The following is a 23,291-nucleotide window of genomic DNA, read 5'->3' as shown; positions in this document are numbered from 1 at the left end:
GACTGACCATGGAAAATACCACCATTGACCCCAAGAAGCTACCCGGCTGGGGTATAGATGCAAATCCGGAAAACGACCCCACTTACCCCCTGCGTGTGCCGCGCATGAATGTGTCGCAGGACCCCGACCACAAGCACCGGCCGGCCTCCTCGCAACCGGTGGATGTAGAAGTGCTTAAGTCCATTGAGCGCCCGAACGTGTCGGCCGTGTTTGGCGAGTCGGCACCACCAGTGGGGCTGAGCGGTGCCCTGCGGCGCATGGCCTTTAAGTACAGCGAATCGCACTACGGGCACTGGCTGCCCCTGCTGCTCGCCGACCGTGTGAATGTGGTAGAAGGCATCATTGAGGACTTTGCCCACGGCAAGGTGCCCAACATTTTCGCCGAAAAAGGCTACGCCGTGGAGTGGAAGCACAACCGCTCGGCTTTCGTAACCAAAATGGCCACTATTGCCTTGGTAACAACGGGTGCCATTTTACTAATCACCCGCGACAAAGACAAGAAGCGCAAGAAGTACCGCTACTAGCGCCTGCTTGCTAACCGCATAGCCCTGTAAACGACAACGCCCCTGCTGCACAAATCAGCGGGGGCGTTGTCGTTTTTGAGTGAGTTTCGGGCTTTAATGAACCAGCACCCCCGCATCTTCGGCGGCGGCTACGGGCTGCCCGATAACCCGGCGGCCAACCACCTGAATCAGCAGGGCCAGTAGGGCCGAAGCTGCCATGATGGCCACCATGGGCACGGCCGTGTGGGTGTTGAACATGCTAACCCCAAAAGAGGCCAGGGCTCCCACGGCCATTTGGGTGGCGCCCATCAGGGCGGCGGCGCTGCCGGCATTCTTGGAGAACGGGGCAATGGAAAGCGCCGCCGCGTTTGGGTTGGCAAAACCTAGGCAGCACAAAAACAGGAACAGCATAACTACAGTCGCTTCCATCCCGAACCAGCCCAGGCTAGTGCCCAGCAGAAACACCAGCCCAATAACGGATTGGCAGATCATGGCCGCCAGCACAATTTGCTCGCTGCGGTAGTAACGCAGCACCAAGCTGTTCACCTGGCTGGAGCCGATAAAGCCCACCGACAACAGCGCGAAAATCCAGCCGTAGACCTTTTCGCTGGCTCCAAAAATGTCCATGAACACCAGCGGGGAGCCCGAAACGTAAGCCAGAAGTCCACCGAACGTCATGGCGCCGGTAAGGGCGTAGGTAAAGAACTGGGGCTCGCGCAGCACCGACCAGAACGTGGTGAGAATGGGCCGGGGGTGTAGGGAGTACGTCGGGTCGGGCTGGTAGCTTTCGGGTAGCCAGAAGATGCTGGCCAGCAGCATTAGGGCTCCCATGGCAAACAAAACCAGGAATACCGACTGCCAGCCGTAGGCGGCTATCATGTAGCTCCCAACGGTAGGGGCCAGCATGGGCGAAACGCTGATAACCAGGGTAAGCAGGGAAAACACCTTGGGCGCATCCTGCACCGGAAATAAGTCGCGCACCATGGCCACGGCCGCCACCGTGGCGGCGCAGCTGCCCAGGGCCTGCACAAAGCGCAAGGCAATCAGGCTGTCGATGCTAGGAGCCAGGTAGCACCCCACCGAAGCCAACACGTAAAGCAGCAGCCCCACGTACAGCGGCTTCTTACGCCCGAAACGGTCTAGCAGCGGCCCGTAGAGTAACTGCCCCGCCGAAACCCCAATAAAGAAGCTCGACAAGGATAGGGATACTTCGGCTACCGTGGTGTGCAGGTCCTGGGCAATGGCCGGAAAGCCCGGCAGGTACATGTCGATGGAAAAAGGACCCAGGGCCGACAAAGTGCCCAGGATCAGAATCAGAAAAAAGTAACGTTGCTTACTCATGCGAATAGGTAGGACAGGCCACCGAATACAGGCAGCTGTCCAAGAAAAAATCAGAGTTTCGGAAGCGGTTGGGGCTCTAAACCAACGAGAAGCCAAAAAGATTACCGGCCCACCCGGTATAGTGGTTCACGGCCCTACAATGCCCCAAAGGTAACGGGTGAAGGCCGGAGCCGCCTGGTTGGCCTGGCTAGTTGACGCCGGTCAGTCGTTGAATGACAATTTGCGGCGGGTGAAGACTACCTTGCGCTACCGCCTTTACCTGCCTTGCTTATGTGGACTGAACAAGACAACGCCCTTACGCGCACCTTCCGCTTTCAGGATTTCAAGATGGCCTTCAGCTTTATGAGCGACGTGGCCGAGGAAGCGGAGTACCAGGAGCACCACCCGTGGTGGAGCAATGAGTACAACCTCGTGAGCTTCCGCCTGCGCACCCACGACGCCGGCAACACGGTAACGGAAAAGGACCGCAAACTCGCCGAGGCCATCGACCAGCTAGCCGCGGAGTACGGTGGCACGGCGCAGGAGGGGTAGGGAAAGAAGTAAGAGTGAGGAATGACGCATCATGCAGCAGTAGAGCGGGGTGCCTGCCGCGTCCTGCCTGGCGTGCCGGCGGCTAGGTGGTTGGGCCCTCAACACGCTACTAGCAACCGGCAACTACCAACCGGCAACCTCCTGCTACCTTTGAGCTATGGCTGAACCCCAAGAAAAAACGCTTCTGTACCTCGTGCCCACGCCCATCGGCAACCTGGAGGATATTACCCTGCGAGCCATCCGGGTGCTGGACGAGGTAGATACGGTGCTGGCCGAAGACACCCGCACCAGTGGCCGCCTCATGCAGCACTTGGGCCTGAAAAAGCCCATGCTCAGCTACCACCTACACAACGAGCACCAGCAGGTACAGCGCCTGCTCGAACGCCTGGAGAAGGGCGAGACCATGGCCTTAGTGTCGGATGCCGGCACGCCCGGAATTTCCGACCCCGGCTTTTTGTTGGTGCGCGAGTGCCTGGCTCGGGGCCTGAAAGTGGAGTGCCTGCCCGGTGCCACGGCCCTGGTGCCGGCCCTGCTGAAATCGGGGTTTGGGGCGGAACGGTTCACCTTCGAGGGCTTTTTGCCGGTGAAGAAGGGCCGCCAGACCCGCCTCAAGGAGTTGGCTCAGGAAACCCGCACCATGATTTTCTACGAGTCGCCGCACCGCATTGTGAAAACCCTGGAGCAACTCGCCGAAGTGCTGGGCCCTGAGCGCCAGGCTTCTGTGAGCCGGGAACTGACCAAGCTGTTTGAGGAAACCGTAACGGCCCCGCTCGCCGAGCTGGCGGCCAATTTCGCGGCCCGCGCGGCCATCAAAGGAGAAATTGTACTAGTAGTGCAGGGCCACAAGGAAGAACGCACCAAGGAAGACCGTTATACCGAACAATAAGATCATAGTGCTAACGAAATCATCGAATCCCGTGGCCGGCGGCACGCCCGCAGCGGCACCTGCCCTACCCGTTGCGGGACTGAGCTACTGGCTGCCGAGCCTGCTGGCCTTGTTGGGGGCGGCGCTGCTGTGGCTGGGCTGGCCGGTGCACCCGGCCCCGCTGGCCCTGGTACTGTTGGTGGCCTGGGTGCCCTACCTGCGCCTGGAGCAGCTGCTTACGGCGCGCGGGGCCAGCGGCTGGAAGGTGTGGCGCTACAGCTACCTGCTGCTAGTGCTCTGGAACCTGTTCACAACGTACTGGGTGAGTTACAGCACCTTGGCCGGTGGCATTACGGCCGTTATCTGCAACGCCCTGCTGATGAGCTTGCCCCTTACGGCTTTCTACCACACCAAGAAGCGCTTCGGCCCGAAGCTGGGCTACCTCTCCCTACCTATCTACTGGATAGCCTTCGAGCAGCTCCACCTGCATTGGTTCCTGACCTGGCCCTGGCTGACCCTCGGCAATGGCTTTGCCCAGGCCAACCAGTGGGTGCAGTGGTACGAGTACACCGGCTTTTTGGGCGGTTCCATCTGGATTTGGCTGGTGAACTTGCTGGTGTTCTTTGCCATCACGAAGTACCAAGCCTCCACGGCAGCGGGCGCGGTGCCCTTGGCGCGGGTACCGCTTCAGCGCCTGCTTGTGCTACCCCTGCTGGCTGCGCTGGTACCCATAGGAATATCCAAGCTCATTGCCAGTCAGTATCAGGAAAAAGGCCCCATGGCCGAAGTGTTGGTGATTCAGCCCAACGTAGACCCCTTCAATGAGAAGTTTGAGGGCGGCGCTAACTTCATTTCCCATGACCTGCAGCTGCAGCGCCTGCTCACCCTCACCGAGCAGAACCTGACCCCGCAAACCAAGCTCGTGCTCTGGCCCGAAACCTCCCTCGATGAAACCTACTTCGAGGCTGCAATTGAAACCTACCCCAAAATTCAGCGCCTGCGCCAGTGGCTTAGCCAGCACCCCGGCGTGGAGCTGGTAACCGGCCTGACCACCGTGGGCCAATACGGTCCGGATAAAGGCAAGGCCAGCCCCACTGCCCGTTTCCGCGACGACCTGGGCTACTACGACATCTTCAACGCCTCCCTGCACCTGGGCAGCGCCTCCGGCCCCGCCGAATTCTACCATAAGTCTAGGCTGGTGCCGGGGGTAGAGGGCGTGCCGTCGTGGCTGTCAGCCTTCGTGATTGACTTGGGCGGTACGGCCGGCGGCCTGGGCTCCCAGCCCGAGCGCACCGTGTACCGCACGGCTACTCCCGGCCTAAGCGTAGCCCCCGTAATCTGCTATGAGTCAGTGTATGGCGACTTTGTGGGCGACTACGTGCGGCAGGGTGCTTCCCTGATCGGCATCATCACCAACGACGGCTGGTGGAGTGACTCGCCGGGCCACAACCAGCACTTGCAGTACGCCACCCTGCGCGCCATTGAAACCCGCCGCGACATTGCCCGTTCGGCCAACACCGGCATTTCGGCCTTCATCAACCAGAAAGGTGAAATCACGCAGCGGACGGGCTGGTGGGAGCAGGCCGTGAGTCGCGCCACTGTGCACCTGAACACCGAGCAAACCTTTTACGTCCGTCACGGCGAGCTAATTGGCCCCACCTGCCAGGTGCTGGCCGTGCTGCTGCTGGTGCTAACGGTGGTGCAGGCCGTAAGGAGCCGAAAACAATTGACCGCCTAATATCGTCTGTCATCCGGAGCCTACGCGAAGGACCTCTGCCGCCGTGCTACTTCCCAGAGGCAGCCCGTGGTAGAGGTCCTTCGCATAGGCTCCAGATGACACTCTTTTTCTGCGGATACTACCTTCGTTTCATGGATTACAATCAACTCAGCTTTCAGCTTGCGGCCGTCACGCGCCACGCGGGCCAGTTTATTCGTCAGGAGGCCGCCACTTTTGACCGGAGCCACATCGAAAGCAAAGGCGTACACGACCTGGTATCGTACGTGGATAAGGAAACCGAAAAGCTGCTCGTGGCCGGGCTGCGCGAGGTGCTGCCTGAAGCCGGCTTCATCACGGAAGAGGGTACCGAGGGCGCCCACCGGGCCGAAGAGTACAACTGGATTATCGACCCGCTGGACGGCACCACCAACTTCGTGCACGGCCTACCAGTGTACTGCGTAAGCGTGGGCCTGATTCACCACGGCGAGCTAGTGGCGGGCGTGGTGTACGAGGTAGTGCGCGACGAATGCTTCCGGGCTGCCAAGGGGGCCGGGGCCTTCTGCAATGAGGAGCCCATCCACGTTTCCGATGTGCCGGACCTGAACAACTCCCTGATTGCCACCGGCTTCCCCTACACCGATTTCACCCACCTCAACGAATATCTGCAGCTGCTGAGCGCCTTTATTCAACGCTCCCACGGGGTGCGCCGCGTGGGGTCTGCCGCCGCCGACCTAGCCTACGTAGCCGCCGGCCGCTTCGAGGGCTTCTTCGAGTTCAACCTCAACTCCTACGATGTAGCCGCGGGCATTCTGCTGGTGCGCGAAGCCGGCGGCCGCGTCACGGCTTTCCTGGAAGAAGGCGACCCGCTCTTTGGCCGCCAGGTAGTAGCCAGTAACGGCCACGTGCACGAGGAAATGCAAGCCACCATCCGGGAAACCTGGAAGTAAAAAGTATAGCAGTTATAGCTAGTTTCCCTCCTTGGAAAGGAGGAGAACTAGCTGTTGGCTCCATAGCATAGGTAGTAGGGGCGCCCCTGTATATACATGCAGCCGCAAACTTTTCCTGGCGCGTCGTAGTTTTGTGACCATCATGTGGATACAGTACCTCATCATCGCTTTGCTCTTTGCCGGAGCTGTGTTCTACGTCGGGCGCATCTTCTGGCAAGCTTTCTTTTCCAAGGATCAGGCGGGCTGCGCCAAGGGCTGCGGCGGGGCCTGCTCCGTGATTGATGTTGAGCGGCTGCAGCGCACCATTGAGCTGGCCGCCGCCCGCGAAGGCACCGGCCGCTAGCGGCGCAATATTCTTGCTACGGGATATAACCTGCCCCCGTGCTGGCTACGTATAGCCGGCACGGGGGCTTTCCGTTGCTGGCCCTGCCTACCCCCGGAACCTTCCCCTTCCCCGCTTATAAACGCCCCTCATTATGCAAGACAAAGAAGAAGAACGCTCGCTCGTTAACGTAGAAAGAAAACTCAACGAGGAAGGCTTTACGGCTGATTTTAGTGTGCAAAATGGCCGCCTGTACGCCATGAGCGACGAAAAGAAAACCTACGGTCCGGAAGACGTAACGATTGTGGACTTCTACCGCTTCGAAGGGGAAAGTAACCCCGATGATATGTCCATTCTCTACGCCCTGGAAACCGCCGACGGTGTGCGCGGTACGATTTCCTCGGCCTACGGTACCTACGGCGACTCTGATGCCCTGGAGTTTCTGAAGCAGGTAGAAGACTTGGGCAAAAACTTGAGCAAGCGCTTCAAGTAAGCACTGCCACCCTACCTATTCCTTCCCGGAGTGCGCCGCAACTGCTGTTGCGGCGCACTCTTCTGTTTCTGCCCCACCCAATCTCAACGCTATGAAAACTCCCTTGCCTACCCACCCGCTCCGTTCGGCACCCGACCTAGACCCGCTGTTGGATGCCATCGGCGACGCCCGCATTGTCTTGCTGGGCGAGGCCTCCCACGGCACCTCTGAGTATTACACCTGGCGCACGGCCCTTTCCAAGCGGCTAATCCAGGAGAAAGGCTTCCAGTTTATTGCCGTGGAAGGCGACTGGCCCGACTGCTTCAAGGTAAACGCGGCCATTAAGCAAGACGAGCCTACCTACGGCAGCGCCGCCCAGCTGCTGAGCACGTTTAACCGCTGGCCCACCTGGATGTGGGGCAACTGGGAAATTGCGGCCCTTGTGGAGTGGCTGCACCAGCACAACCGCCAGCAGCCGCTGGAGCAGCGCGTGGGCTTCTACGGCCTGGATGTGTATAGCCTCTGGGATTCCCTGCAGGAAATTCTGCGCTACGTGGAAAAGCAGGGCGATGGAGCCGTGCACGCTGCCCACCAGGCTTTCCAGTGCTTTGAGCCCTACGGCGACGACCCCCAGGAGTACGCTCACGCCGTGGCCTTCGTCTCGGATGATTGCCAGGATGAAGTGACGGAAATGCTGCGGGCCCTGCGCAAGCAAGTAGCCGCCGAGCATCCTGATGGCCTGCTGGCGCGGGAGCAGCAGTTCAACGCCGAGCAGAACGCCTTGGTAGCCGTAAATGCCGAGCGCTACTACCGGGCCATGATTAAGGGCGGCTCCGCTTCCTGGAACGTGCGCGACACCCACATGATGGAAACCCTCACCCGCCTGCTCGACCTGCACGGGCCTGATAGCAAAGCCATTATTTGGGAGCACAACACCCACATCGGCGACGCGCGCTACACCGACATGCGCCGGGAGGACATGGTAAACGTTGGGCAACTTGCCCGCGAAGCGTACGGCCGCGACCAGGTGTTTGCCGTGGGCTTTGGCTCCTACCAGGGCTCCGTTATAGCGGGTAAGAAGTGGGGTGCTACCCCCGAGCGCATGACCGTACCGGAAGGCACTCGCGGCTCCTGGGAAAACCTGCTTCACCAGCAATTGCAAGGAGAAAATGCTTTGCTACTGTCCCAGGAGCTGCGCGGCCACGAGGCCTTGCAGAAGTCCATCGGTCATCGGGCCATTGGCGTCGTGTACCGGCCGGAGTTTGAGCGGTTTGGCAACTACGTGCCCTCCGTCATCCCGGACCGCTACGACGCCTTTCTGTTCCTCGACCACACCCGGGCCCTGCACCCCCTACCTACCCCTCAAGACGAGCACACCCCGCCCGACCTGTACCCCTGGAATTATTAGAGCAGAGTTGGCAGCAGAGCATCTGCCATTATAAACGCCTCTGCATAACTACAGTTGTTGATGCGCCCGATAACAGCTTGAACATTACTTCACGGACGGTACTTGGTCTGGTGGGCTTTCACCTACTGCCGCACTACCCCGAAGCGTCCGCCCCGTACGTCGAGGATGATTGTTTGCTGGCTGAAAGGCTCGTTACCTAGCATGCCACCCATACCGGAAAAGCGCATCAGCAAGTTTTCCATCAGGCTAGTGCCTTCCACGTAGGTTACCGTGCCCAGAGGAATGGCGGCCTTACTCAGTTGCACGTCGGCTTCCGTGGCGGTTGTGTAGGTAGTCAGCTGCCGCCCCATGGAGTTGGAAGCAGCCGTTTGGACGGGCGCCTGCGGGCGGGCCATCTGCTGCCAGACAGCCTGACTGGTGAGTAGGGCGAAGGCGCTGCTACCGGAGTCGAAGAGCAACTTCTCAGTTTTGCCCAGCACCTGAGCCGTGAGTAGCACGCGGCGGCTGGCGTAGTCGAGGGGTACGAACTCGGTGCGGGGCAGGAGGCTGTCGGGAGCTTGGGTGCTGAGGCTGAAGCGTTGGCGGGCGTAATCCAGAACCATCACCCGGCCATCAAGCACATCGGCCCCTAGCGTACCAATGATAAAAGGTGCGGTGCTGTCGGCGGGCAACTCGCTGGCGCCGTACGGCAGGGCCCGCAGGCGGCGGGCTTGTACCCGCGCTTGGCCCAAGGTAAAGGCAACGTTATGTAGAGTGTCGGCCCGGGGTAGCAGTGTTTGGGCCGTGGCCGGGTAGTGCCGCCGAAGCACTGCTAGGGAGTTGGCGTAGAGCAGGGAGGTAGGGGCACCAGTATCAAACTGAAGGTAGCAGGTGCGCGGGCAGCCAGGCAGCGTTACGGGCACCAATAGCGCCGCATGGGGCACCACGGGGCGGGCTGAGCCGGCGTACCATACAAACGCACTGGTAGTAGGCAAGCCCGTAACGGCCAGCTGGTTGGCGGCTGGCTCAAACTTCTTGCGCATATAAAAGTAGCCCCCAGCACCACTAACCAGAAGCAGGGCAAGTACGGCGAGCAGGATGTTGCGGAAGAGTTTCATGGCGCATGAAGTGGAGGTGAGTTAATGAGCCAAAGTTGCCCGCTTTCCTACCTGGGTTCGTGCGTCATCTACCCGTCATTTAACCGCCATTTAAAGTAATGCACTGTAAGTCAACATGATGCATCTGGCGCTTCATAGCCGTATCCAGTATAGCTCCAGCCGGCCCTGGCGCAGCTGCCAGCTGTTGTAGCCGATTGTCAGCACGTTCAGGCCGTAGGTAATGGCTACCACGGCCACGTAAACTCCGGGCAGCACGGGGCGGTAGTTGGGGGCTACGCTCAGGTGCACAATTAGCACCAGCAGGAAGGCGAAGAAGCTGCAGACCTGCCACAAAATCTGGAAGCCCAGCACGCGTCGCCCTACCTCTGCCGCGTGCTCCACGGAGTAGCGCCGGGTCCGCCAGAGCCACCAGGGTACTACCAAGTTGAGAAGGGGCACCAGCAAAAAACTCAAGGCGCTTAGGTTCAGCAGCTGCAGAAAGTCGGGGTCGGAGCGCAGCTTTGGGCTAGGAGCCAGTTCCGGTTGGGCCACTAGCACCGGCGTAGCGGCCGCAGCGGGCGGCCCCAGCATGGGGCCGGGCGCGGTTACGGAAGCTACAACCAGCTCCGCGGGTTCCGTTCGGAAGGCTTCCAACGGTACTTCTAGGGCCGTAGCTAGTGCCTGCAGGGTAAAGCCGCGCGGCACCGTGTCGCCCTGCTCTACCCGCTGAATCGTGCGCAAACTCACCCCCGACTGCTCCGCCAGCACTTCCTGCGAGAGGCCTTTACTTTTCCGAATAGTAGCAATGCGGGCGGCCGAGAACATAGAAATCAGGTAGAAGAAGGACCGCCAGCAAGATAGACTTCTCTTGCTATAGTCAGAAGTAGGCCTACTGAGTCAAGGCAGAGCATCTGGTTCGTAGTCGCCCGGTTACTACTGCGCCGTCAGCTGGCAAAAAAACGTGTAATGTGCTCATTATGAGCTTGTTCTCTCTGTGTTACATAGCTCTACCTCAGAGAAGTCTGCTGCTTTCCGGTCTTTTTTGCTATCCGGCCGACCCAGAAGTAAGCCGCTACTACTACGTCTGCCGACTCACTAGTGCCTCAGGGCCCACCCGTTCACCACTTCACAAGTTCACTGCTACCCCCACACTTTGGTGCCTTCAGTGCAGTTGCGGCACATCTCAATTTGGTCGCGGCCTTTGAGCAGGGAGGCGCGGAAACGCTGGTACTTAGAGCCGTGCCAGAGCTGGCGGAAGGTTTGCTGCTTCAAGTCGCCGAGGCGGTACTCGGCGTCTTTATCGAAGCAACAGGGCACTACCAGCCCGTCCCAGGTGATGACGCAGCTGTGCCACATCTTCCAGCAGTGGTTCACTAGCTTGTTCTTGATGCTCCAGGTGCCATCAGTGGCGTTGTTCTCGTAGCGCGAATAGTAGTCGATGGTCGGGATAAGGGGGGAGCCATTGTGGTAGTCGTAGATCTGGGCGGTTTTAAACCACACGTCATCCACTCCCAGCTCCTTGGCCAGGCGTTTGGCTTCGTCAATCTGGTGCTCATTGGGGCGCACCACCAGAAACTGAAACACCACCCGCGGCGTCTGCGACTTTAGCTCCCGCCGCCACTTAATCAGGTTCTTGGTGCCTTCCAGCACTTTATCCAGCTTGCCGCCCACCCGGTACTGCTGGTACACGTCCTGGGTAGTGCCGTCCAGGGAAATAATCAGCCGGTCCAGTCCGCTTTCTACCGTGCGGCGGGCGTTGGTATCGTTGAGGTAGTGGGCGTTGGTGCTGGTGGCGGTGTAAATGCCTTTGCGGGAGGCATATTGCACTAGTTCCAGGAAGTTGGGGTGCAGGTAAGGCTCGCCCTGGAAGTAGAAAATCAGGTACCACAGCCGGGAGGCTACCTCATCAATAGTCTTGCGAAACAGCTCGTCGGGCAGCATGCCGGTGGGCCGCGTGAAGGAGCGCAGGCCGCTGGGGCACTCCGGGCAGCGCAAGTTGCAACTGGTCGTTGGCTCGAAGCTTAGGGCTACCGGCAGTCCCCAATGCCGGGCCTTGCCTGTCAGCTTGCTCAAGATGTAGCCTCCTACTACCTGCGCTCCGTTCCAGACGCGGCTGGGGGTAGCTTTGGAAAAGAAGTTGAGTCCGTCGGTGAGTAGGGAAGCCATGCGGGAAGTAAAGGTACGGCGCCTCGGCTGAGCCGGAAGCAGAGACAGAACAAGCAACCTCTGAATCTGGCTACAATCAGCAGAAATAAGTAGCCTCTCAAAGCTCTTGCCACGCTACAGGCGCCATCATAAGCCTGACATCAGCATCATTTCTGCGCTACCTGATTCTGGTGCCGTTGCTGCCGGCTAACTGCTTAATAAATTGATCTATGCGTGTCTTATTGGAATACTGTCTGCTACGGCTGAATATTGACTTTAGCCAATATAATTAGTTGTATAACCTAAAAATATTGGCCTGCGTTAAAGGGGTATCATCACTTTGCTATTCGCCATGAAAATACCAGTTGAAGCAGGTCAGGAAAAAGGCTTTCTACCCGATGGCCGCCACACGGTTGAAATCACCGATATCCAAGAAGGCACCAGTGAGCACCAGAACGTGCCCTTCTTCGCCGCCCGCATGGAAAATGAAGATGGCTTCATTACCCAGCGTTTTTATACCTCTCCTAACGCCATGCCTATTTTACTTTCCCTGTATTCCGCGGTAGGCATTCAGCCCGAGGCCGGCAAGGATTTAGATACCAAGCAGTTGCTAGGCAAGAAGGTGTCAATTGAGGTAGGGGAGCATAGCTACGCTGACCCGGCCTCCGGCAATGAGCGCACCATTAAACAGGCCACCGGCTTTCGCACAGCCTAATTGCTTGAACCTCATAACACAACAGCGCCGCCCGAATCTCCTTCGGACGGCGCTGTTGTGTTAGGGAGGCAGGAGCTATTTGCCCGTTGGTAGCGTGCTGCTATACGTATTGGCTTTGCCGAACGACTCCTTGATTTCGTCCACGGCGGCGCGGCTGCTCAGGCGCTTAGGCTTGGTGTTAAGAAAGGTGCCATCCTCGGCCAGCAGGAAGTAGCTGGGCACGTCCTGGACAGCGTAGGCGCGGGCAATAGCTGAGCGCAACCCGCCGGCCGTGCGCACGTGCACGCCCGGCAGCCGCTTGCTGACAACTAGCTGCTTCCAGGCGCCCTCATTTTCGTCCAGGGCCACGTTCAGAAACACAATGTTTTTACCCTCAAACTTCTTCGCTAGCTCCGCCGCGTAGGGCAGGTCGCGCAGGGCCAGGCCGCTCGTGGTACGCCAGAAATTTAGGTACACCAGCTTGCCAGCAAACTGCTTCAAACTCACAGTGTCACCTTTGGCTGAAATCAGCTTAAAATCGGGTGCTGGGGCCCCAATGGCAAACGCCTTGTGCGTATCGAAATCCTGACGCAGCAGGGGGTAGTAGTGGTTCTTCGCATCAACGGAGCGGAAATCCTCCAGCATAGCTGCCGACTGCTTCACGTGGCCGAAGCGGAAAGATTCCTTGAGCACTCGGCCCATGATGATTGGTTTTACCGGGCCATCGAGCTGCTTTTTGGCCAAGTCGTAGCACACCTGGTAGAAGTCAGGGTCGGAGCGGAGCTTGCCGTTGCTGGTGGCCAGGTAGTGCACGTAATTGAGCAGAAACTCCTGGTACTGTTCGCTTTGTGCCGCCGCTGGGTTGTTAATCAGGGCCTTGTCGTTGAGGAAGTCGTAGTACGTAGGCGACATTTTCAGGCGGCCCTCGGTGGCTACCACCTGCTCGCGCAGGTCCTGGAAAGTCAGCCGGTCGTTGGCGTAGCTGTAGGCAATTTCGGCCTTTAGGTACTCCTTGAACGCCGGGCTTAAGCCGTCCGTGCCGCCTTCCACAAACTTCTGCTCCTCTTTGCGGCGGTAGTCCAGGAAGGAAAGAAAGCCGGGCTCATACAGCATGATGTTATCGGGAAGGACCTGAAAGCCATCATTTTCCACGAACTTCTCGTCCATCTCCGACATGAACGTATTGGCTTCTGCGCCCCGGCCTTTGTAGCGCACGGTGCTAGCCAAGTCAGAGCCCTTGAAACGTACTTCCAGTTGGTTGCCGGGCTCCAGAAACAGATCCGTTACGTCGTCGCCGTACACAAGGTCGGCGCGGGTAGGGCCGTTTACCGTCAGGGCCAGTCGAAACTCGCCTTTGTCATCGAGCCGAGCATAGGTAATCTGCTCTTTTACATCGAGGGGATTCTCGCGCACCGACACGGCCACTGTGTCGGCCGTGCGTCCGCTGACCTTACCGGTCAGAACCACGGTGCCTTGGGCCCGGCCCAGCAGGGGGGCGGCTAGCACGGCTGCCCACAGCAGGGCGGCGGCGAAAGTAGATCTATTGGGCATCAACAAGGAGGCTACATCAGGAATAGACTGCTAAAAACGTTCAACACGGAAGCTGATTTCAGGTTCCCGTGTCAGGTGTTTCGCGGTAAAAGTCAATTTCTATACCGAAGATACGGCGGAAAGGTTGAGAAAGTCCAATCCGCTCGGTTACTTTTTTCGTAACCGCGTACCCAACCCCAAAGTTTTGTACACTCCAAGGAGCCCGGCCACGAAGGTATGCTTTTAGCAACTTTCGTGGCCGGGCTTCAAAATGAGTGGGTTACCTGGCAGCATACTGGTTATTAAGCTGCTTTTAGCCAAAAAGGCCCGTCAGCACCTCATCTAGCCTTCCCGCCGGATGCACCCGGATGCCGTAGCGGGCCAGGTCCAGCCCTTTGGCGTTGAATTGCGAAATGTACATTTCGGCGAAGCCCAATTTTTCCGATTCACTCAGGCGCTGATCCAGCCGGCTCACGGCCCGAATCTCCCCGCTCAGGCCAACCTCCGCCGCCAGGCAAATTTCGTTGCGAATGGGTACGTCATTAAGCGAACTTACTACCGCCGCGCACACGGCTAAGTCCAATGCTGGGTCTTCGAGGCGCAGGCCGCCAGCGATGTTCAGGAACACGTCGTGCTGACCTAGGCGCAGGCCGCTACGCTTCTCTAGTACCGCTAGTAGCATCTGCAAGCGCTTGCTGTCGAAGCCCGTGGAGGAACGCTGGGGCGTGCCGTAGGTAGCGGGCGTCACGAGGGCCTGCACCTCCACTAGCAGCGGCCGGTTGCCTTCCAGGGTAGCCCCAATGGCAATGCCGCTGAGCTGCTCCGTGCGCTGGCTCAGCAGAATCTCGGAGGGGTTGCTTACCTGGCGCAGCCCCGCGCCCTGCATTTCGTAGATGCCCAGCTCGGCGGTGGAGCCGAAGCGGTTTTTGATGGTGCGCAGAATACGGTAGGTCAGGTGCCGGTCGCCCTCAAACTGCAGCACGGTATCCACCATGTGCTCCAGGATTTTGGGGCCGGCAATGGAGCCATCCTTGGTGATGTGGCCGATGAGCAGCACTGGCACGCCCGTATCCTTGGCGTACTTGAGCAGCTCGGTGGTGCACTCGCGCACCTGGCTCACGGAACCGGGACCGGCTTCCACAATGGTGCTGTGCAGGGTCTGGATGGAATCGACCACGACCACGTTGGGCTGAAGCTGGTCGATTTGGCGGAAGATGTTCTGGGTGTTGGTTTCGGTGAGGATGTAAAGGCCCGGGTGCTGCTGCCCGAGGCGTTCGGCCCGCATCTTGATTTGCTGCTCACTTTCCTCGCCCGACACGTACAGGATGCGCAGGTTGCGCAACTGCATGGCAATCTGCAACATCAGGGTGCTTTTACCGATGCCCGGCTCGCCCCCGATCAGCACCAGGGAGCCGGGCACTAGTCCGCCGCCCAGCACCCGGTTCAGCTCCGCGTCGTGGGTGTTCAGGCGTGATTCTTCCTCGTAAATAATGTCGCCGAGGGGCTTGGGCTTGGCCGCTTTGGTAGTGGAGCCCACGGAGGTGGAGGCCTTCCAGGCGTTGGCGGCCGGGTTAGCGTCGGCCTTCTCAATCACTTCCTCCACGTAGGTATTCCACTCCCCGCAGCTGGGGCAGCGCCCGATCCACTTGGCTGATTGCGCGCCGCAGTTCTGACAGAAAAATAGGGTTTTAACTTTGGCCATGCCGCAGATGTAAGAGCTAGGGGAAAACTAAAGAATGCAGCTAGAAGCCAAAAAGTTTGGCAAGAAACATCTTTTATAGCCTCCGGTATATACTTGGGAGGCTCCCGCGCGCTGCCCGCGTATTTCCCCGTCGCGCCCCTACCTTTCATGGGTTGTCCTGCCTGCACGTTTTACTACCTCCGTTATGCTACCCCCTGATCTTGCGCCCCTGGTTGCCTTTGCCGGTCTGCCGCCCGCTACCCTGGAGTGGCTGGCGCAACACGGCGAACAGCGCACCTTTGCCCCCGGCGAAACCATTATAAAGCCCGGCGATGAGGCCGAGTACATGATGGGCGTGCTGGCCGGCGGACTGCAGTTCTACGCCGTGCGCAACGGGAGTCGGGAGCCAGCTTTTCGCATTGATGCGGGCCAGATTAGTGGGGTGCTACCCTACTCCCGCCTCCGGACAATCAGCGGGCACGGGGTGGCCGTTGGGGAAACAACCCTGTTTCTGCTGCACCGCAATCTGTTTCCGGAGTTGGAGCACGTGAGCCCCGAGCTGGTGCAGCGCCTGGTGGGCCTGATGAGTGACCGGGCCCGGCTAGAGGCCCGCACCCAGGAGCGCGACGACAAGCTGCGCGCCCTGGGCAAGCTCTCGGCCGGCTTGGCCCACGAGCTCAACAACCCCGCCGCGGCCATCATGCGGGCCGCCGAAACCCTTACCAACCTGCTGCAAGCCAAGCCGGCCCTGCTGCTGGAGTTCGTCCGCCACTGCCCTTCGCCGGAGGCGCTGGCCGCCCTGGCGGCACTGGCTACGGCCCCCGTTACGGCGGCCTCGCCCGCCGGCTCTGCGCTGGCCCGCGCCGATGCCGAAGACGAGCTGGCCGAGTGGCTGGAAACCCAGGGCGTGCCTGATGGCTACCAGCTGGCCGCGGGCCTGCTCGACGCCGGCCTGACCCTGACCGCGCTAACACCCGTTGCCGATGCCCTGCCCGAGGCAGCTCGCCCCGCGGCTCTGAGTTGGCTGGAAGGGCAGCTCACCACCCGCCGGCTGGTGCTAGACGTGCAGGAAGCCGGCACGCGCATCACTACCCTGGTGGCTAACGTGAAGACCTACAGCCACATGGACCGGGGCGGCGACTTTGCGCCCCTGGACGTGCACGCCGGCCTCGACAGCACCCTCAACATGCTGAGCTACTGCCTGCGCGAAGAAAAAGTGCAGGTACTCCGCGACTATGCTCCCCAGCTTCCCCTGATCAAAGGCCAAGTCAGCAGCCTAAATCAGGTGTGGACCAACTTGCTGGATAACGCCATTGATGCCTTGCCGCCGGGCGGTGAAATTACGGTGCGCACCCGGCAGGAGGGCGACTTTGTGCGGGTGTTCATCATTGATAATGGGCCCGGTATTCCGCCGGAAGTGCTACCCCGCATCATGGAGCCGTTCTTTACCACTAAACCCGCCGGCGAAGGAACCGGCCTCGGCCTCGACATTGCCCTGCGGATTGTAGAGCAGCACGGCGGCCGCCTGGAAGTGCAGTCGGGGCCCGGCCACACGGAGTTTGGGGTGTGGCTGCCGGTGCTGGCGCCCGCCGAACAGCACTAGCTTACCCTGAAGCTGACCTATACCCTACGTTAACTACCTGCCTTTCTAGTCCTTGCCTTCATGAAAAAACCTGTTCTGCTTTGTGTTGACGATGACCCGCAGGTGCTCAGTGCCATCGACCGGGACTTGCGCCAGGAGTTTCGGCGCGACTACCGGGTGCTGCGGGCTAGCTCCGGGGAGGAGGCCCTGGCCACCATTCGGGAGCTGAAGGACCGGGAGGAGCCGTTGGCCCTAATCCTGGCCGACCAGCGCATGCCCGGCCTGGAGGGCGTGGAGGTACTCAGCCAGTCCAGGGAGTTGTACCCTGATGCCAAGCGCGTGCTGCTCACGGCCTACGCCGATACGGAAGCCGCCATCCGGGCCATCAACTCCGCCCGCCTCGACCACTACCTGATGAAGCCCTGGGACCCGCCCCAGCAGCTGCTGTACCCTACCCTGCACGACTTGCTCCGAGCTTGGGAAGCTACTTACCGGCCCCCGTTCCGCGGCGTGCGCCTCATCGGGTTTCAATGGTCGCCCCGCTCCCACGACCTCAAGGACTTTCTGGCCGGCTACCTCATCGGCTACCAGTGGCTCGACTTCGAAACCGACTCCGAAGCCCAGGCCTTGCTGGCGCATAAAGGATTCACTCCGAGCGACTTGCCGGTGGTAGTGCTGGAAGATGGCACGGCCCTGGCGAACCCCTCGGCCACGGAAGTTGCCCTGCGGGTGGGCCTCACGGTGCAGGCCTCCCAGGAGCTGTATGATGTGGTAGTAATTGGGGCCGGTCCGGCGGGGTTGGCGGCGGGCGTGTACGGGGCCTCCGAGGGGCTGAAAACCCTGGTGATTGAGCGTCAGGCCCCCGGCGGCCAGGCTGGCACCAGCTCCCGCATCGAAAATTACCTGGGCTTCCCGACCGGCCTGAGTGGTAGCGAGTTGGCTCACCGCGCCTGGTCCCAGGCTGTGCGCCTCGGAGCCGAAATTCTGGCCCCCCAGGAAGTAACGGACCTGTGCGTGCAGGATGGCTACAAAGTATTGACCCTCAGTGATGGTAGCAAAGTGCAGACCCGCGCCGTGGTGCTGACCACCGGCGTCAGCTACCGTACCCTGGAGGCGCCCGGCATGGACCGGCTCAGCGGGGCCGGCGTGTACTACGGGGCCGCCCGCACCGAGGCCCGCACCTGCCAGGCCCAGGACGTGTACATTGTGGGCGGCGGCAACTCCGCGGGGCAGGCGGCCATGTACCTGGCTACCTACGCCCGCCGCGTGTTCATCGTCATTCGGGGCGAAAGCCTAGCCGCCTCCATGTCGGCCTACCTGATTGAGCAAATCGGGCAGACGCCCAACATTGAGCTGCTACCCTTCACGGAGGTAGCGGAAGTGTGCGGAGCCGACCATTTGGAGGAGGTCATCATTCGGCGGCAGGGGCAGATGGAGCGCCACCCGGCCCGGGCCCTATTCGTGTTCATCGGGGCCAAACCCAGCACGGAGTGGGTGTGCAACACCATCGTCTGCGACGGCAAAGGCTTTGTGCTCACGGGCCGCGACCTGGTAACGGACCCGCGCTACGCTACCTCCTGGAAACATCCGCGCCGGGAACCCTACCTGCTGGAAACCTGCGTGCCCGGCGTGTTTGCCGCCGGCGACAGCCGGGCCGGGGCCATGGCCCGCGTGGCCTCCGCCGTGGGTGAGGGCAGCATGGCCATTAAGTTTGTGCACCAATACTTAGATGAGTAGGGCCAGTTTCCGGGAATGGGAACACCTCTTTTTTTCCGGAAACTCGCTTTTTCTTCAGAATGCCTTTAGAATCTGTTTTGGCCTCGTAAGCGCTGCGTAAGGGGTTTAACCCGGAAACGCCCGCTCGAAAAGCGCTTTAGGGTAGCACACAACGCCTTTTCAGGCTTAACCAACCGCGGGCTTCAACTGTATATAGCGCCATGACTATTCCGCCGGATAGTCAGGCTTTTTGTCTTTTTGTGTCGAGGCGTATGCGCTCAATTTTCCGAAACTTTCCCCTTCGTACGCTCCTACCCGCTACGGCCGCGCTTCTGCTCGGCGGCTGTGAGCTGCTGGAGTTCAGCCCCAACGATCATCGCTCCTCCGACGAGCAGCAGGACCTCACGGCCAAGAACTTGGCTCGTTTGGCCCAAACCCCGCTGCCCGCTGGCGACACGCTGCGCTTTGTGTTTACCGGCGACTCCCAGCGCTTCTACGACGAGGCCGAGGACCTGGTCAAGAGCGTAAATCAGCAGGCCGGCATTCAGTTTATGCTGATAGCCGGCGACATTTCCGACTTCGGCTTTGGCCGCGAAATGCGCTGGGTTGACGACCATCTGCGCAAGCTGAAAATACCCTACCTCACCGTAATCGGTAACCACGACTCCGTGGGCAACGGCCGGAAGGCGTACGAGAAAATCTTCGGGCCTCTCAACTACTCCTTTATATACGCCGATACCAAGTTCATTCTCACGGACACCAACGGCCGCGAGTACAACTTCGATGGTAAGATTCCTAACATGCCCTGGGTGAACCAGGAGCTGCGGGATACCTCCACGCGGCGCCACGTCATCATTTCTCACATACCGCCCCAGGATGAGGACTTCGACCCGGCCGTGCGTGAGGCCTACGTCACGGCCCTGCGCAACGACCCGCGCCTGGCTTTCGAGATGAACGGCCACCGCCACGATTTCAGCATTGGCGAGCCGTTCAATGATGGCGTTACCTACATCAACTCCTACGGCTTCGAGAAGCGGCAGTACCTGATTGTGACGGTGTGGGGCGACAAGCAGTTTCGGCTGAAAAAAGTGACTTTCTAATGGTACAGCGACTACTACTGGCCGCCTTGGCGGCCGCGCCGCTGGCCGCTGTGGCCGGCCCTGGCGGCCCCACTTCCTCCCCCGACACCACAGGTGCCGCCCCTACTCCCGGCCTGACCCAAACCACCGCCCGCTCCGCCGATGGCCTGCCCTGGTACCGGCCCCGCCACGCGGTGGTGCAAACGGGCGGCGGCCTGGGCATGGTAGCGGCCGGCGTGGGCTACTCCTTGCGCGACCGGCTGGACTTGGATATTCTGGTGGGCTACGTGCCTAAGAAGTACGCTGGCTCTACCCTTTCCCTGGCTTCGGCCAAGCTACTGTACTCGCCCTGGACGCTGCCGGTGGGGGAGAAGTGGAGCGTGAAGCCGCTTTCGGTGGGCGTTTACTTCAGCTACACCCACGGCACGCTCAACGACGAGGAGCCCAACCAATACAGCCGTGGCTATTACTGGTTCTCGACGGATACCCGCGTTGGCCCCTTGCTGGGCAGCCGCCTGAGCTACGCCCTGCCGCCTACGACCACCGGCCGCAAGCGCAACCTGTCGGGCTACTATGAGCTGGGTACCAACGATTTGTATCTTATCAGCTACGTGCAAAACACCAAAGGCCTGTCACCAGCCGATATCCTAACCTTGAGCCTGGGCGTGAAGGTAGACTTCTAGCCGCATGAGCTACTGCTCGTGCGCGTGCCTCTCAGTGGCGAGAGGCAGCAATTTGAGTGCAGTATTGCCAAACCGCCCGGCGCAAATAGCTTATTTCATTTAGATAAACCGCCTGTCATCCTGAGCGCAGCGAAGGACCTTATCACAGTGGCACGACATCATAGCAACGACTCATTCTAGCGTGGTAAGGTCCTTCGCTGCGCTCAGGATGACAGGCGGTTTAAGTGTATTAGGTATGTGTTTACACGTAAGCTCGCTGGGCTGTGTGGATAGTAAGAACTTTTGAGTCAAAATAGCCCGTCATGCAGAGCCGAAGGCGAAGCATCTCGCGTGCTGACGTTGCAGTGCTAACTCAACGATTCGAGCGAGATGCTTCGCCTCCGGCTCTGCATGACAGGCTCTAAATTCGCTATCCACACAGCTTAAGTCACTACTTTATTCAATCACCACTTCTACCGCTGAGCTAGGTAGGTAGTGCGGGCTTCGCGTAGTAGGCGCAGCAGCTCCGTGCGCTGGCGGAGCAGCTTTTCAATGACCGGGCGATTTTGCCGGAATAAGCGCAGCACCCGCAGGCGGCGGAGTCGTTCTTCTAGATTGCCCCAGTAGCTGAGGGCGTAGAAGCCGGAGAGCGGTAGGCTGATAAAGTAGAGCAGCGTCCAGCCCCAACTCTGGGTGAAGTGGTGCACCAACGCGCACTGAATCAGGTAGAACAGCGTGAAGGTGAGCATGCCCGTGACCAGCATAATGGGCGCCACGAACTCCACGTCCTTGGTTGCCCGCCGGGCAATGACTGACGGGATGATGTAGGGTAGGTAGTTATTGACTGCGCCGTAGAGGTAAAGCGGGGCGCCCAGCACCAGCCGCAGCCCGGCCGAAATGGCGCGCTGCAGGCGGCTGCTCTCGTTGTTGCGGGTTTCCAGGGCGTCGTCGGTGAGGCGCAGTTCCCGCAAGTGCTGGTGGTAGGCGTGCAGCTTTTCGCGCAGGTCGCCTAGGCGGCCAGCGTCCAGCACCTCGAAGTAGCGCACGGCTTTAAGCAAGGTCTGGCTGAGCTGGAAGTTGTCGTAGAGCGTTTCCTCATCGTCCTGGATGAGGTGCTGGCCGAAGGTGCGCTCCACCTGCGTAACCAGCTCGTCTTCCTCGTCGGTACGGGTAATAACCAGCCGGGACTCCATGCGGCGACGGATTTCTTCGGTCAATACGTCGGCGGCGCCTTCCGGGTCCTGGCGGTAGTGCTCGGCGTAGTCGGCTACCCGAATGGGCTCGGCCAGGTCCATGAACACGTCGGAGCGGAAGCGTTGCGGATCGAAGTAGTTGATACCCAAGGGTAGAATGTGCAGACCCAACGTGAAGTTGTGCCGGGCTTCGGCGCCCAGAGCAATGCGGGCGGCGCCGGTTTTCAGGGGGCGCAGCCGCCGCTCCGACACGCTGGTACCTTCAGGGAAAATCATGATGGTGCCGCCCCGGTCAAAGTAATCGTAGCAGCGGCCGAAGGCCTTTTCGTTCTGAGCTTCCAGCTGGGCGGGCGTCAGGGTTTCGGCCCCGGTATCCAGGTCCTGGCGGCGGTAAATCGGGATGGAGTTGCCCGATTCCATGATGGCCCGCGAAATAGGGTTTTTGAAAAAGGTACTCTTGGCCAGGAAGGCAATGGGCTGGCGCCGGTTTACGGCCGCTACCAGCGGATCCATGAGGGTGTTGGGGTGGTTACTGGTGATGAGCAGGGGTCCGCGCATGCGTAGCCGCTCGGGGTGACGCACCTCTAGTTTCCGAAAAAACACGCGCAGGGCCACCTTCACGAGGGGCTTCATCACAGTATAAAAGAGCATGGGCGCAAGAAAGCGGTTTTAAGTGGGTTGGGAAGTGTACTGCCAGTGCGGGCCGGAAGTTGTTGAGCTTAAGCCAGCCAGGAAGCAACTTGAGTTTTTCGGGTGGAATAGCCATGCCAAAATAGCTTGGTGTCAGACTTTACAGGACGCTCCCCGCACCTTGCCGCGCCCCACGCCCGCCCAGTTACTGTACCAGAGTAAGGGCTGTTTCCGTTACGGGTTGCTAGTACCGTCGCCTGCCTGGCCGGCCCGCATCCTCGCAAATTCCGGCATCTTTGGGGCAGGTTCTACCGTTGCCGTTGTATGCGTCCGTTTATCTTGTTGCTGTCCTTCTTGCTCGCTCCCTGCGTGGGCCGGGGCCAAACCACGGCCGCCGCGGAAGCCGCAGCCCAAGCCACGGCCCTGCAGCGGGTGAATCAGCTGGTGCTGGAGCGGCGCTACGAATCGGCCTGGAAGCTGCTCAAGTTTCTGGATCAGATGAACACCGACCCCGCGGTAGCCCTGCAGAAAACGGAGGTAGCCCTGCACTACTACACGGCCACCGACGAGCTGAAACGCTTTAACTTTCGCGACTTAAAGCTGCTGGACCTTTCGCCCGACAGCCTGCGCCAGCTTGGGCAGGACTCCGTACGCTACTCTTTTCCGGTGCGCCGGGTGCTGGAAAAGCTGCAGAAGCAGTACCCCGACAACTACAAGCTCGACCGGGCCCTCGGCGACTATTACTTCACGGTGCAGCAGTGCGACTGTGCCGAATCGGACCTGAGCGAGGATGAGGTTTTCCGGCGCACCATCCGGCACTACCAGCAGGCCCACGACCACGGCCAGGGCGACTACCTCTCGTATTTTGCCTTAGGTTACTCCTATCAGCGGCTAGGGCAGTTCAAGGAGAGTCTGGCCCCCTTTGAGCGCTCCATTCAGCTGCGCAAGAATTACCCCACGGCTCACCTCAACCTGGCCTTTGTGTACCTGGAGCTCAAGGACTTCGAAAAGGCCCGTAACCACGCCCGCCGCGCCGTGGAGCTGTTCCCCGACGATGCCCACAAAGAGGACGCCGCCTTCCTGCTCAGCCAAATTGAGGAGCGAATGAAAACCGCTACCGCCGCCCAGCCAGAGTAAACCCCCATGTCATTCCGAGCGGAGCGAGGAATCTGGGTTAACTCATCCCAGCTATTCAGG

Annotated in this window: 21 protein-coding genes; 14 read left to right on the top strand and 7 right to left on the bottom strand. The window is 60.0% G+C overall.

Annotated elements, in window-relative coordinates:
• Positions 1–8: 8 nt before the first annotated feature.
• Entirely contained in the window at positions 9–524 is a 516-nt protein-coding gene (locus tag MWH26_RS17800; RefSeq protein ID WP_247975333.1) for a hypothetical protein, read from the top strand.
• Positions 525–617: 93 nt separating this feature from the next.
• On the opposite strand, the gene MWH26_RS17795 is transcribed toward MWH26_RS17800, so the two are convergent.
• Complete coding sequence (locus tag MWH26_RS17795) at positions 618–1,844, bottom strand: multidrug effflux MFS transporter (protein WP_247975332.1); 1,227 nt, start codon at positions 1,842–1,844, stop codon at positions 618–620.
• Between the two features lie 270 nt (positions 1,845–2,114).
• Here MWH26_RS17795 and MWH26_RS17790 point away from each other — a divergent pair, with 270 nt between their 5' ends.
• The 7 genes from MWH26_RS17790 (at position 2,115) to MWH26_RS17760 (ending at position 8,106) form a co-directional block, all read left to right on the top strand.
• On the top strand, positions 2,115–2,375 hold the full coding sequence (locus MWH26_RS17790) for a 4a-hydroxytetrahydrobiopterin dehydratase (protein WP_244694228.1): 261 nt from the start codon (positions 2,115–2,117) through the stop codon (positions 2,373–2,375).
• A 157-nt stretch (positions 2,376–2,532) separates the two neighbouring features.
• Entirely contained in the window at positions 2,533–3,261 is a 729-nt protein-coding gene (gene rsmI / locus MWH26_RS17785) for a 16S rRNA (cytidine(1402)-2'-O)-methyltransferase (RefSeq protein WP_247975331.1), read from the top strand.
• Positions 3,262–3,268: 7 nt separating this feature from the next.
• Positions 3,269–4,978, top strand: a complete 1,710-nt coding sequence (lnt, locus tag MWH26_RS17780; RefSeq protein ID WP_247975330.1) for an apolipoprotein N-acyltransferase — start codon at positions 3,269–3,271, stop codon at positions 4,976–4,978.
• Between the two features lie 131 nt (positions 4,979–5,109).
• Positions 5,110–5,904 (top strand): inositol monophosphatase family protein, encoded by a 795-nt coding sequence (locus MWH26_RS17775; protein ID WP_247975329.1) that lies wholly within the window; start codon positions 5,110–5,112, stop codon positions 5,902–5,904.
• Positions 5,905–6,046: 142 nt separating this feature from the next.
• Positions 6,047–6,247 (top strand): FeoB-associated Cys-rich membrane protein, encoded by a 201-nt coding sequence (locus MWH26_RS17770; RefSeq protein WP_247975328.1) that lies wholly within the window; start codon positions 6,047–6,049, stop codon positions 6,245–6,247.
• Positions 6,248–6,380: 133 nt separating this feature from the next.
• The gene (locus MWH26_RS17765) at positions 6,381–6,719 is read left to right on the top strand and encodes a hypothetical protein (RefSeq protein WP_244694222.1); all 339 of its coding nucleotides are present in this window, start codon (positions 6,381–6,383) and stop codon (positions 6,717–6,719) included.
• Positions 6,720–6,810: 91 nt separating this feature from the next.
• Positions 6,811–8,106: an erythromycin esterase family protein gene (locus tag MWH26_RS17760; RefSeq protein ID WP_247975327.1), complete on the top strand. Its 1,296-nt coding sequence runs from the start codon at positions 6,811–6,813 to the stop codon at positions 8,104–8,106.
• A gap of 122 nt (positions 8,107–8,228) precedes the next feature.
• On the opposite strand, the gene MWH26_RS17755 is transcribed toward MWH26_RS17760, so the two are convergent.
• The 3 genes from MWH26_RS17755 to MWH26_RS17745 form a co-directional block, all read right to left on the bottom strand.
• On the bottom strand, positions 8,229–9,203 hold the full coding sequence (locus tag MWH26_RS17755) for a hypothetical protein (RefSeq protein WP_247975326.1): 975 nt from the start codon (positions 9,201–9,203) through the stop codon (positions 8,229–8,231).
• A 132-nt stretch (positions 9,204–9,335) separates the two neighbouring features.
• A complete protein-coding gene (locus MWH26_RS17750) occupies positions 9,336–10,007 on the bottom strand; it encodes a helix-turn-helix domain-containing protein (protein WP_247975325.1) in 672 nt (223 codons plus the stop codon).
• A 315-nt stretch (positions 10,008–10,322) separates the two neighbouring features.
• Positions 10,323–11,348 (bottom strand): SPASM domain-containing protein, encoded by a 1,026-nt coding sequence (locus MWH26_RS17745; protein WP_247975324.1) that lies wholly within the window; start codon positions 11,346–11,348, stop codon positions 10,323–10,325.
• 331 nt (positions 11,349–11,679) lie between these two features.
• Between MWH26_RS17745 and MWH26_RS17740 the strand changes: the two genes are divergently transcribed.
• Positions 11,680–12,042, top strand: a complete 363-nt coding sequence (locus tag MWH26_RS17740; protein WP_247975323.1) for a hypothetical protein — start codon at positions 11,680–11,682, stop codon at positions 12,040–12,042.
• Positions 12,043–12,117: 75 nt separating this feature from the next.
• Here the strand turns inward: MWH26_RS17740 and MWH26_RS17735 are convergent, their stop codons facing one another.
• Both MWH26_RS17735 and radA read right to left on the bottom strand, forming a co-directional pair.
• Positions 12,118–13,572: a TlpA family protein disulfide reductase gene (locus MWH26_RS17735; protein ID WP_247975322.1), complete on the bottom strand. Its 1,455-nt coding sequence runs from the start codon at positions 13,570–13,572 to the stop codon at positions 12,118–12,120.
• 292 nt (positions 13,573–13,864) lie between these two features.
• A complete protein-coding gene (radA, locus tag MWH26_RS17730) occupies positions 13,865–15,253 on the bottom strand; it encodes a DNA repair protein RadA (protein ID WP_244694213.1) in 1,389 nt (462 codons plus the stop codon).
• Between the two features lie 184 nt (positions 15,254–15,437).
• On the opposite strand from radA, the gene MWH26_RS17725 reads away from it, so the two are divergent.
• The 4 genes from MWH26_RS17725 to MWH26_RS17710 all read left to right on the top strand — a co-directional run bounded on the left by MWH26_RS17725 (position 15,438) and on the right by MWH26_RS17710 (position 20,292).
• Positions 15,438–16,835 (top strand): sensor histidine kinase, encoded by a 1,398-nt coding sequence (locus tag MWH26_RS17725; RefSeq protein ID WP_247975321.1) that lies wholly within the window; start codon positions 15,438–15,440, stop codon positions 16,833–16,835.
• Positions 16,836–16,895: 60 nt separating this feature from the next.
• Positions 16,896–18,551 carry an FAD-dependent oxidoreductase gene (locus MWH26_RS17720; protein WP_247975320.1) on the top strand — a complete coding sequence of 552 codons (1,656 nt, stop codon included), beginning with the start codon at positions 16,896–16,898 and terminating at the stop codon, positions 18,549–18,551.
• Between the two features lie 251 nt (positions 18,552–18,802).
• Entirely contained in the window at positions 18,803–19,630 is an 828-nt protein-coding gene (locus tag MWH26_RS17715) for a metallophosphoesterase family protein (protein ID WP_247975319.1), read from the top strand.
• Positions 19,630–20,292, top strand: a complete 663-nt coding sequence (locus MWH26_RS17710) for a hypothetical protein (protein WP_247975318.1) — start codon at positions 19,630–19,632, stop codon at positions 20,290–20,292. Before MWH26_RS17715 ends, MWH26_RS17710 begins: the two co-directional genes overlap by 1 nt.
• Before the next feature lie 452 nt (positions 20,293–20,744).
• On the opposite strand, the gene MWH26_RS17705 is transcribed toward MWH26_RS17710, so the two are convergent.
• Positions 20,745–22,115 (bottom strand): lysophospholipid acyltransferase family protein, encoded by a 1,371-nt coding sequence (locus MWH26_RS17705; RefSeq protein ID WP_247975317.1) that lies wholly within the window; start codon positions 22,113–22,115, stop codon positions 20,745–20,747.
• A 303-nt stretch (positions 22,116–22,418) separates the two neighbouring features.
• On the opposite strand from MWH26_RS17705, the gene MWH26_RS17700 reads away from it, so the two are divergent.
• Complete coding sequence (locus MWH26_RS17700) at positions 22,419–23,231, top strand: tetratricopeptide repeat protein (RefSeq protein ID WP_247975316.1); 813 nt, start codon at positions 22,419–22,421, stop codon at positions 23,229–23,231.
• Positions 23,232–23,291 lie beyond the last annotated feature (60 nt).

The sequence above is a fragment of the Hymenobacter sublimis genome, from assembly GCF_023101345.1.
Lineage (GTDB): Bacteria > Bacteroidota > Bacteroidia > Cytophagales > Hymenobacteraceae > Hymenobacter > Hymenobacter sublimis.
Note: the sequence above shows the minus strand (reverse complement) of the source record. Positions and strands in the feature narration are given on the sequence as shown.

What these genes read in the sequence shown, in the direction of transcription:
- MWH26_RS17720 (WP_247975320.1), top strand. Translation starts at nt 16,896, where the DNA reads ATGAAAAAACCTGTTCTGCTTTGTGTTGACGATGACCCGCAGGTGCTC.
- MWH26_RS17750 (WP_247975325.1), bottom strand. Translation starts at nt 10,007, where the DNA reads ATGTTCTCGGCCGCCCGCATTGCTACTATTCGGAAAAGTAAAGGCCTC.
- MWH26_RS17745 (WP_247975324.1), bottom strand. Translation starts at nt 11,348, where the DNA reads ATGGCTTCCCTACTCACCGACGGACTCAACTTCTTTTCCAAAGCTACC.
- MWH26_RS17795 (WP_247975332.1), bottom strand. Translation starts at nt 1,844, where the DNA reads ATGAGTAAGCAACGTTACTTTTTTCTGATTCTGATCCTGGGCACTTTG.
- MWH26_RS17705 (WP_247975317.1), bottom strand. Translation starts at nt 22,115, where the DNA reads ATGCTCTTTTATACTGTGATGAAGCCCCTCGTGAAGGTGGCCCTGCGC.
- MWH26_RS17765 (WP_244694222.1), top strand. Translation starts at nt 6,381, where the DNA reads ATGCAAGACAAAGAAGAAGAACGCTCGCTCGTTAACGTAGAAAGAAAA.
- MWH26_RS17755 (WP_247975326.1), bottom strand. Translation starts at nt 9,203, where the DNA reads ATGAAACTCTTCCGCAACATCCTGCTCGCCGTACTTGCCCTGCTTCTG.
- MWH26_RS17770 (WP_247975328.1), top strand. Translation starts at nt 6,047, where the DNA reads ATGTGGATACAGTACCTCATCATCGCTTTGCTCTTTGCCGGAGCTGTG.
- MWH26_RS17735 (WP_247975322.1), bottom strand. Translation starts at nt 13,572, where the DNA reads ATGCCCAATAGATCTACTTTCGCCGCCGCCCTGCTGTGGGCAGCCGTG.
- MWH26_RS17715 (WP_247975319.1), top strand. Translation starts at nt 18,803, where the DNA reads ATGCGCTCAATTTTCCGAAACTTTCCCCTTCGTACGCTCCTACCCGCT.
- MWH26_RS17775 (WP_247975329.1), top strand. Translation starts at nt 5,110, where the DNA reads ATGGATTACAATCAACTCAGCTTTCAGCTTGCGGCCGTCACGCGCCAC.
- MWH26_RS17760 (WP_247975327.1), top strand. Translation starts at nt 6,811, where the DNA reads ATGAAAACTCCCTTGCCTACCCACCCGCTCCGTTCGGCACCCGACCTA.
- radA (WP_244694213.1), bottom strand. Translation starts at nt 15,253, where the DNA reads ATGGCCAAAGTTAAAACCCTATTTTTCTGTCAGAACTGCGGCGCGCAA.
- MWH26_RS17740 (WP_247975323.1), top strand. Translation starts at nt 11,680, where the DNA reads ATGAAAATACCAGTTGAAGCAGGTCAGGAAAAAGGCTTTCTACCCGAT.
- MWH26_RS17700 (WP_247975316.1), top strand. Translation starts at nt 22,419, where the DNA reads ATGCGTCCGTTTATCTTGTTGCTGTCCTTCTTGCTCGCTCCCTGCGTG.
- MWH26_RS17790 (WP_244694228.1), top strand. Translation starts at nt 2,115, where the DNA reads ATGTGGACTGAACAAGACAACGCCCTTACGCGCACCTTCCGCTTTCAG.
- rsmI (WP_247975331.1), top strand. Translation starts at nt 2,533, where the DNA reads ATGGCTGAACCCCAAGAAAAAACGCTTCTGTACCTCGTGCCCACGCCC.
- MWH26_RS17710 (WP_247975318.1), top strand. Translation starts at nt 19,630, where the DNA reads ATGGTACAGCGACTACTACTGGCCGCCTTGGCGGCCGCGCCGCTGGCC.
- MWH26_RS17800 (WP_247975333.1), top strand. Translation starts at nt 9, where the DNA reads ATGGAAAATACCACCATTGACCCCAAGAAGCTACCCGGCTGGGGTATA.
- MWH26_RS17725 (WP_247975321.1), top strand. Translation starts at nt 15,438, where the DNA reads ATGCTACCCCCTGATCTTGCGCCCCTGGTTGCCTTTGCCGGTCTGCCG.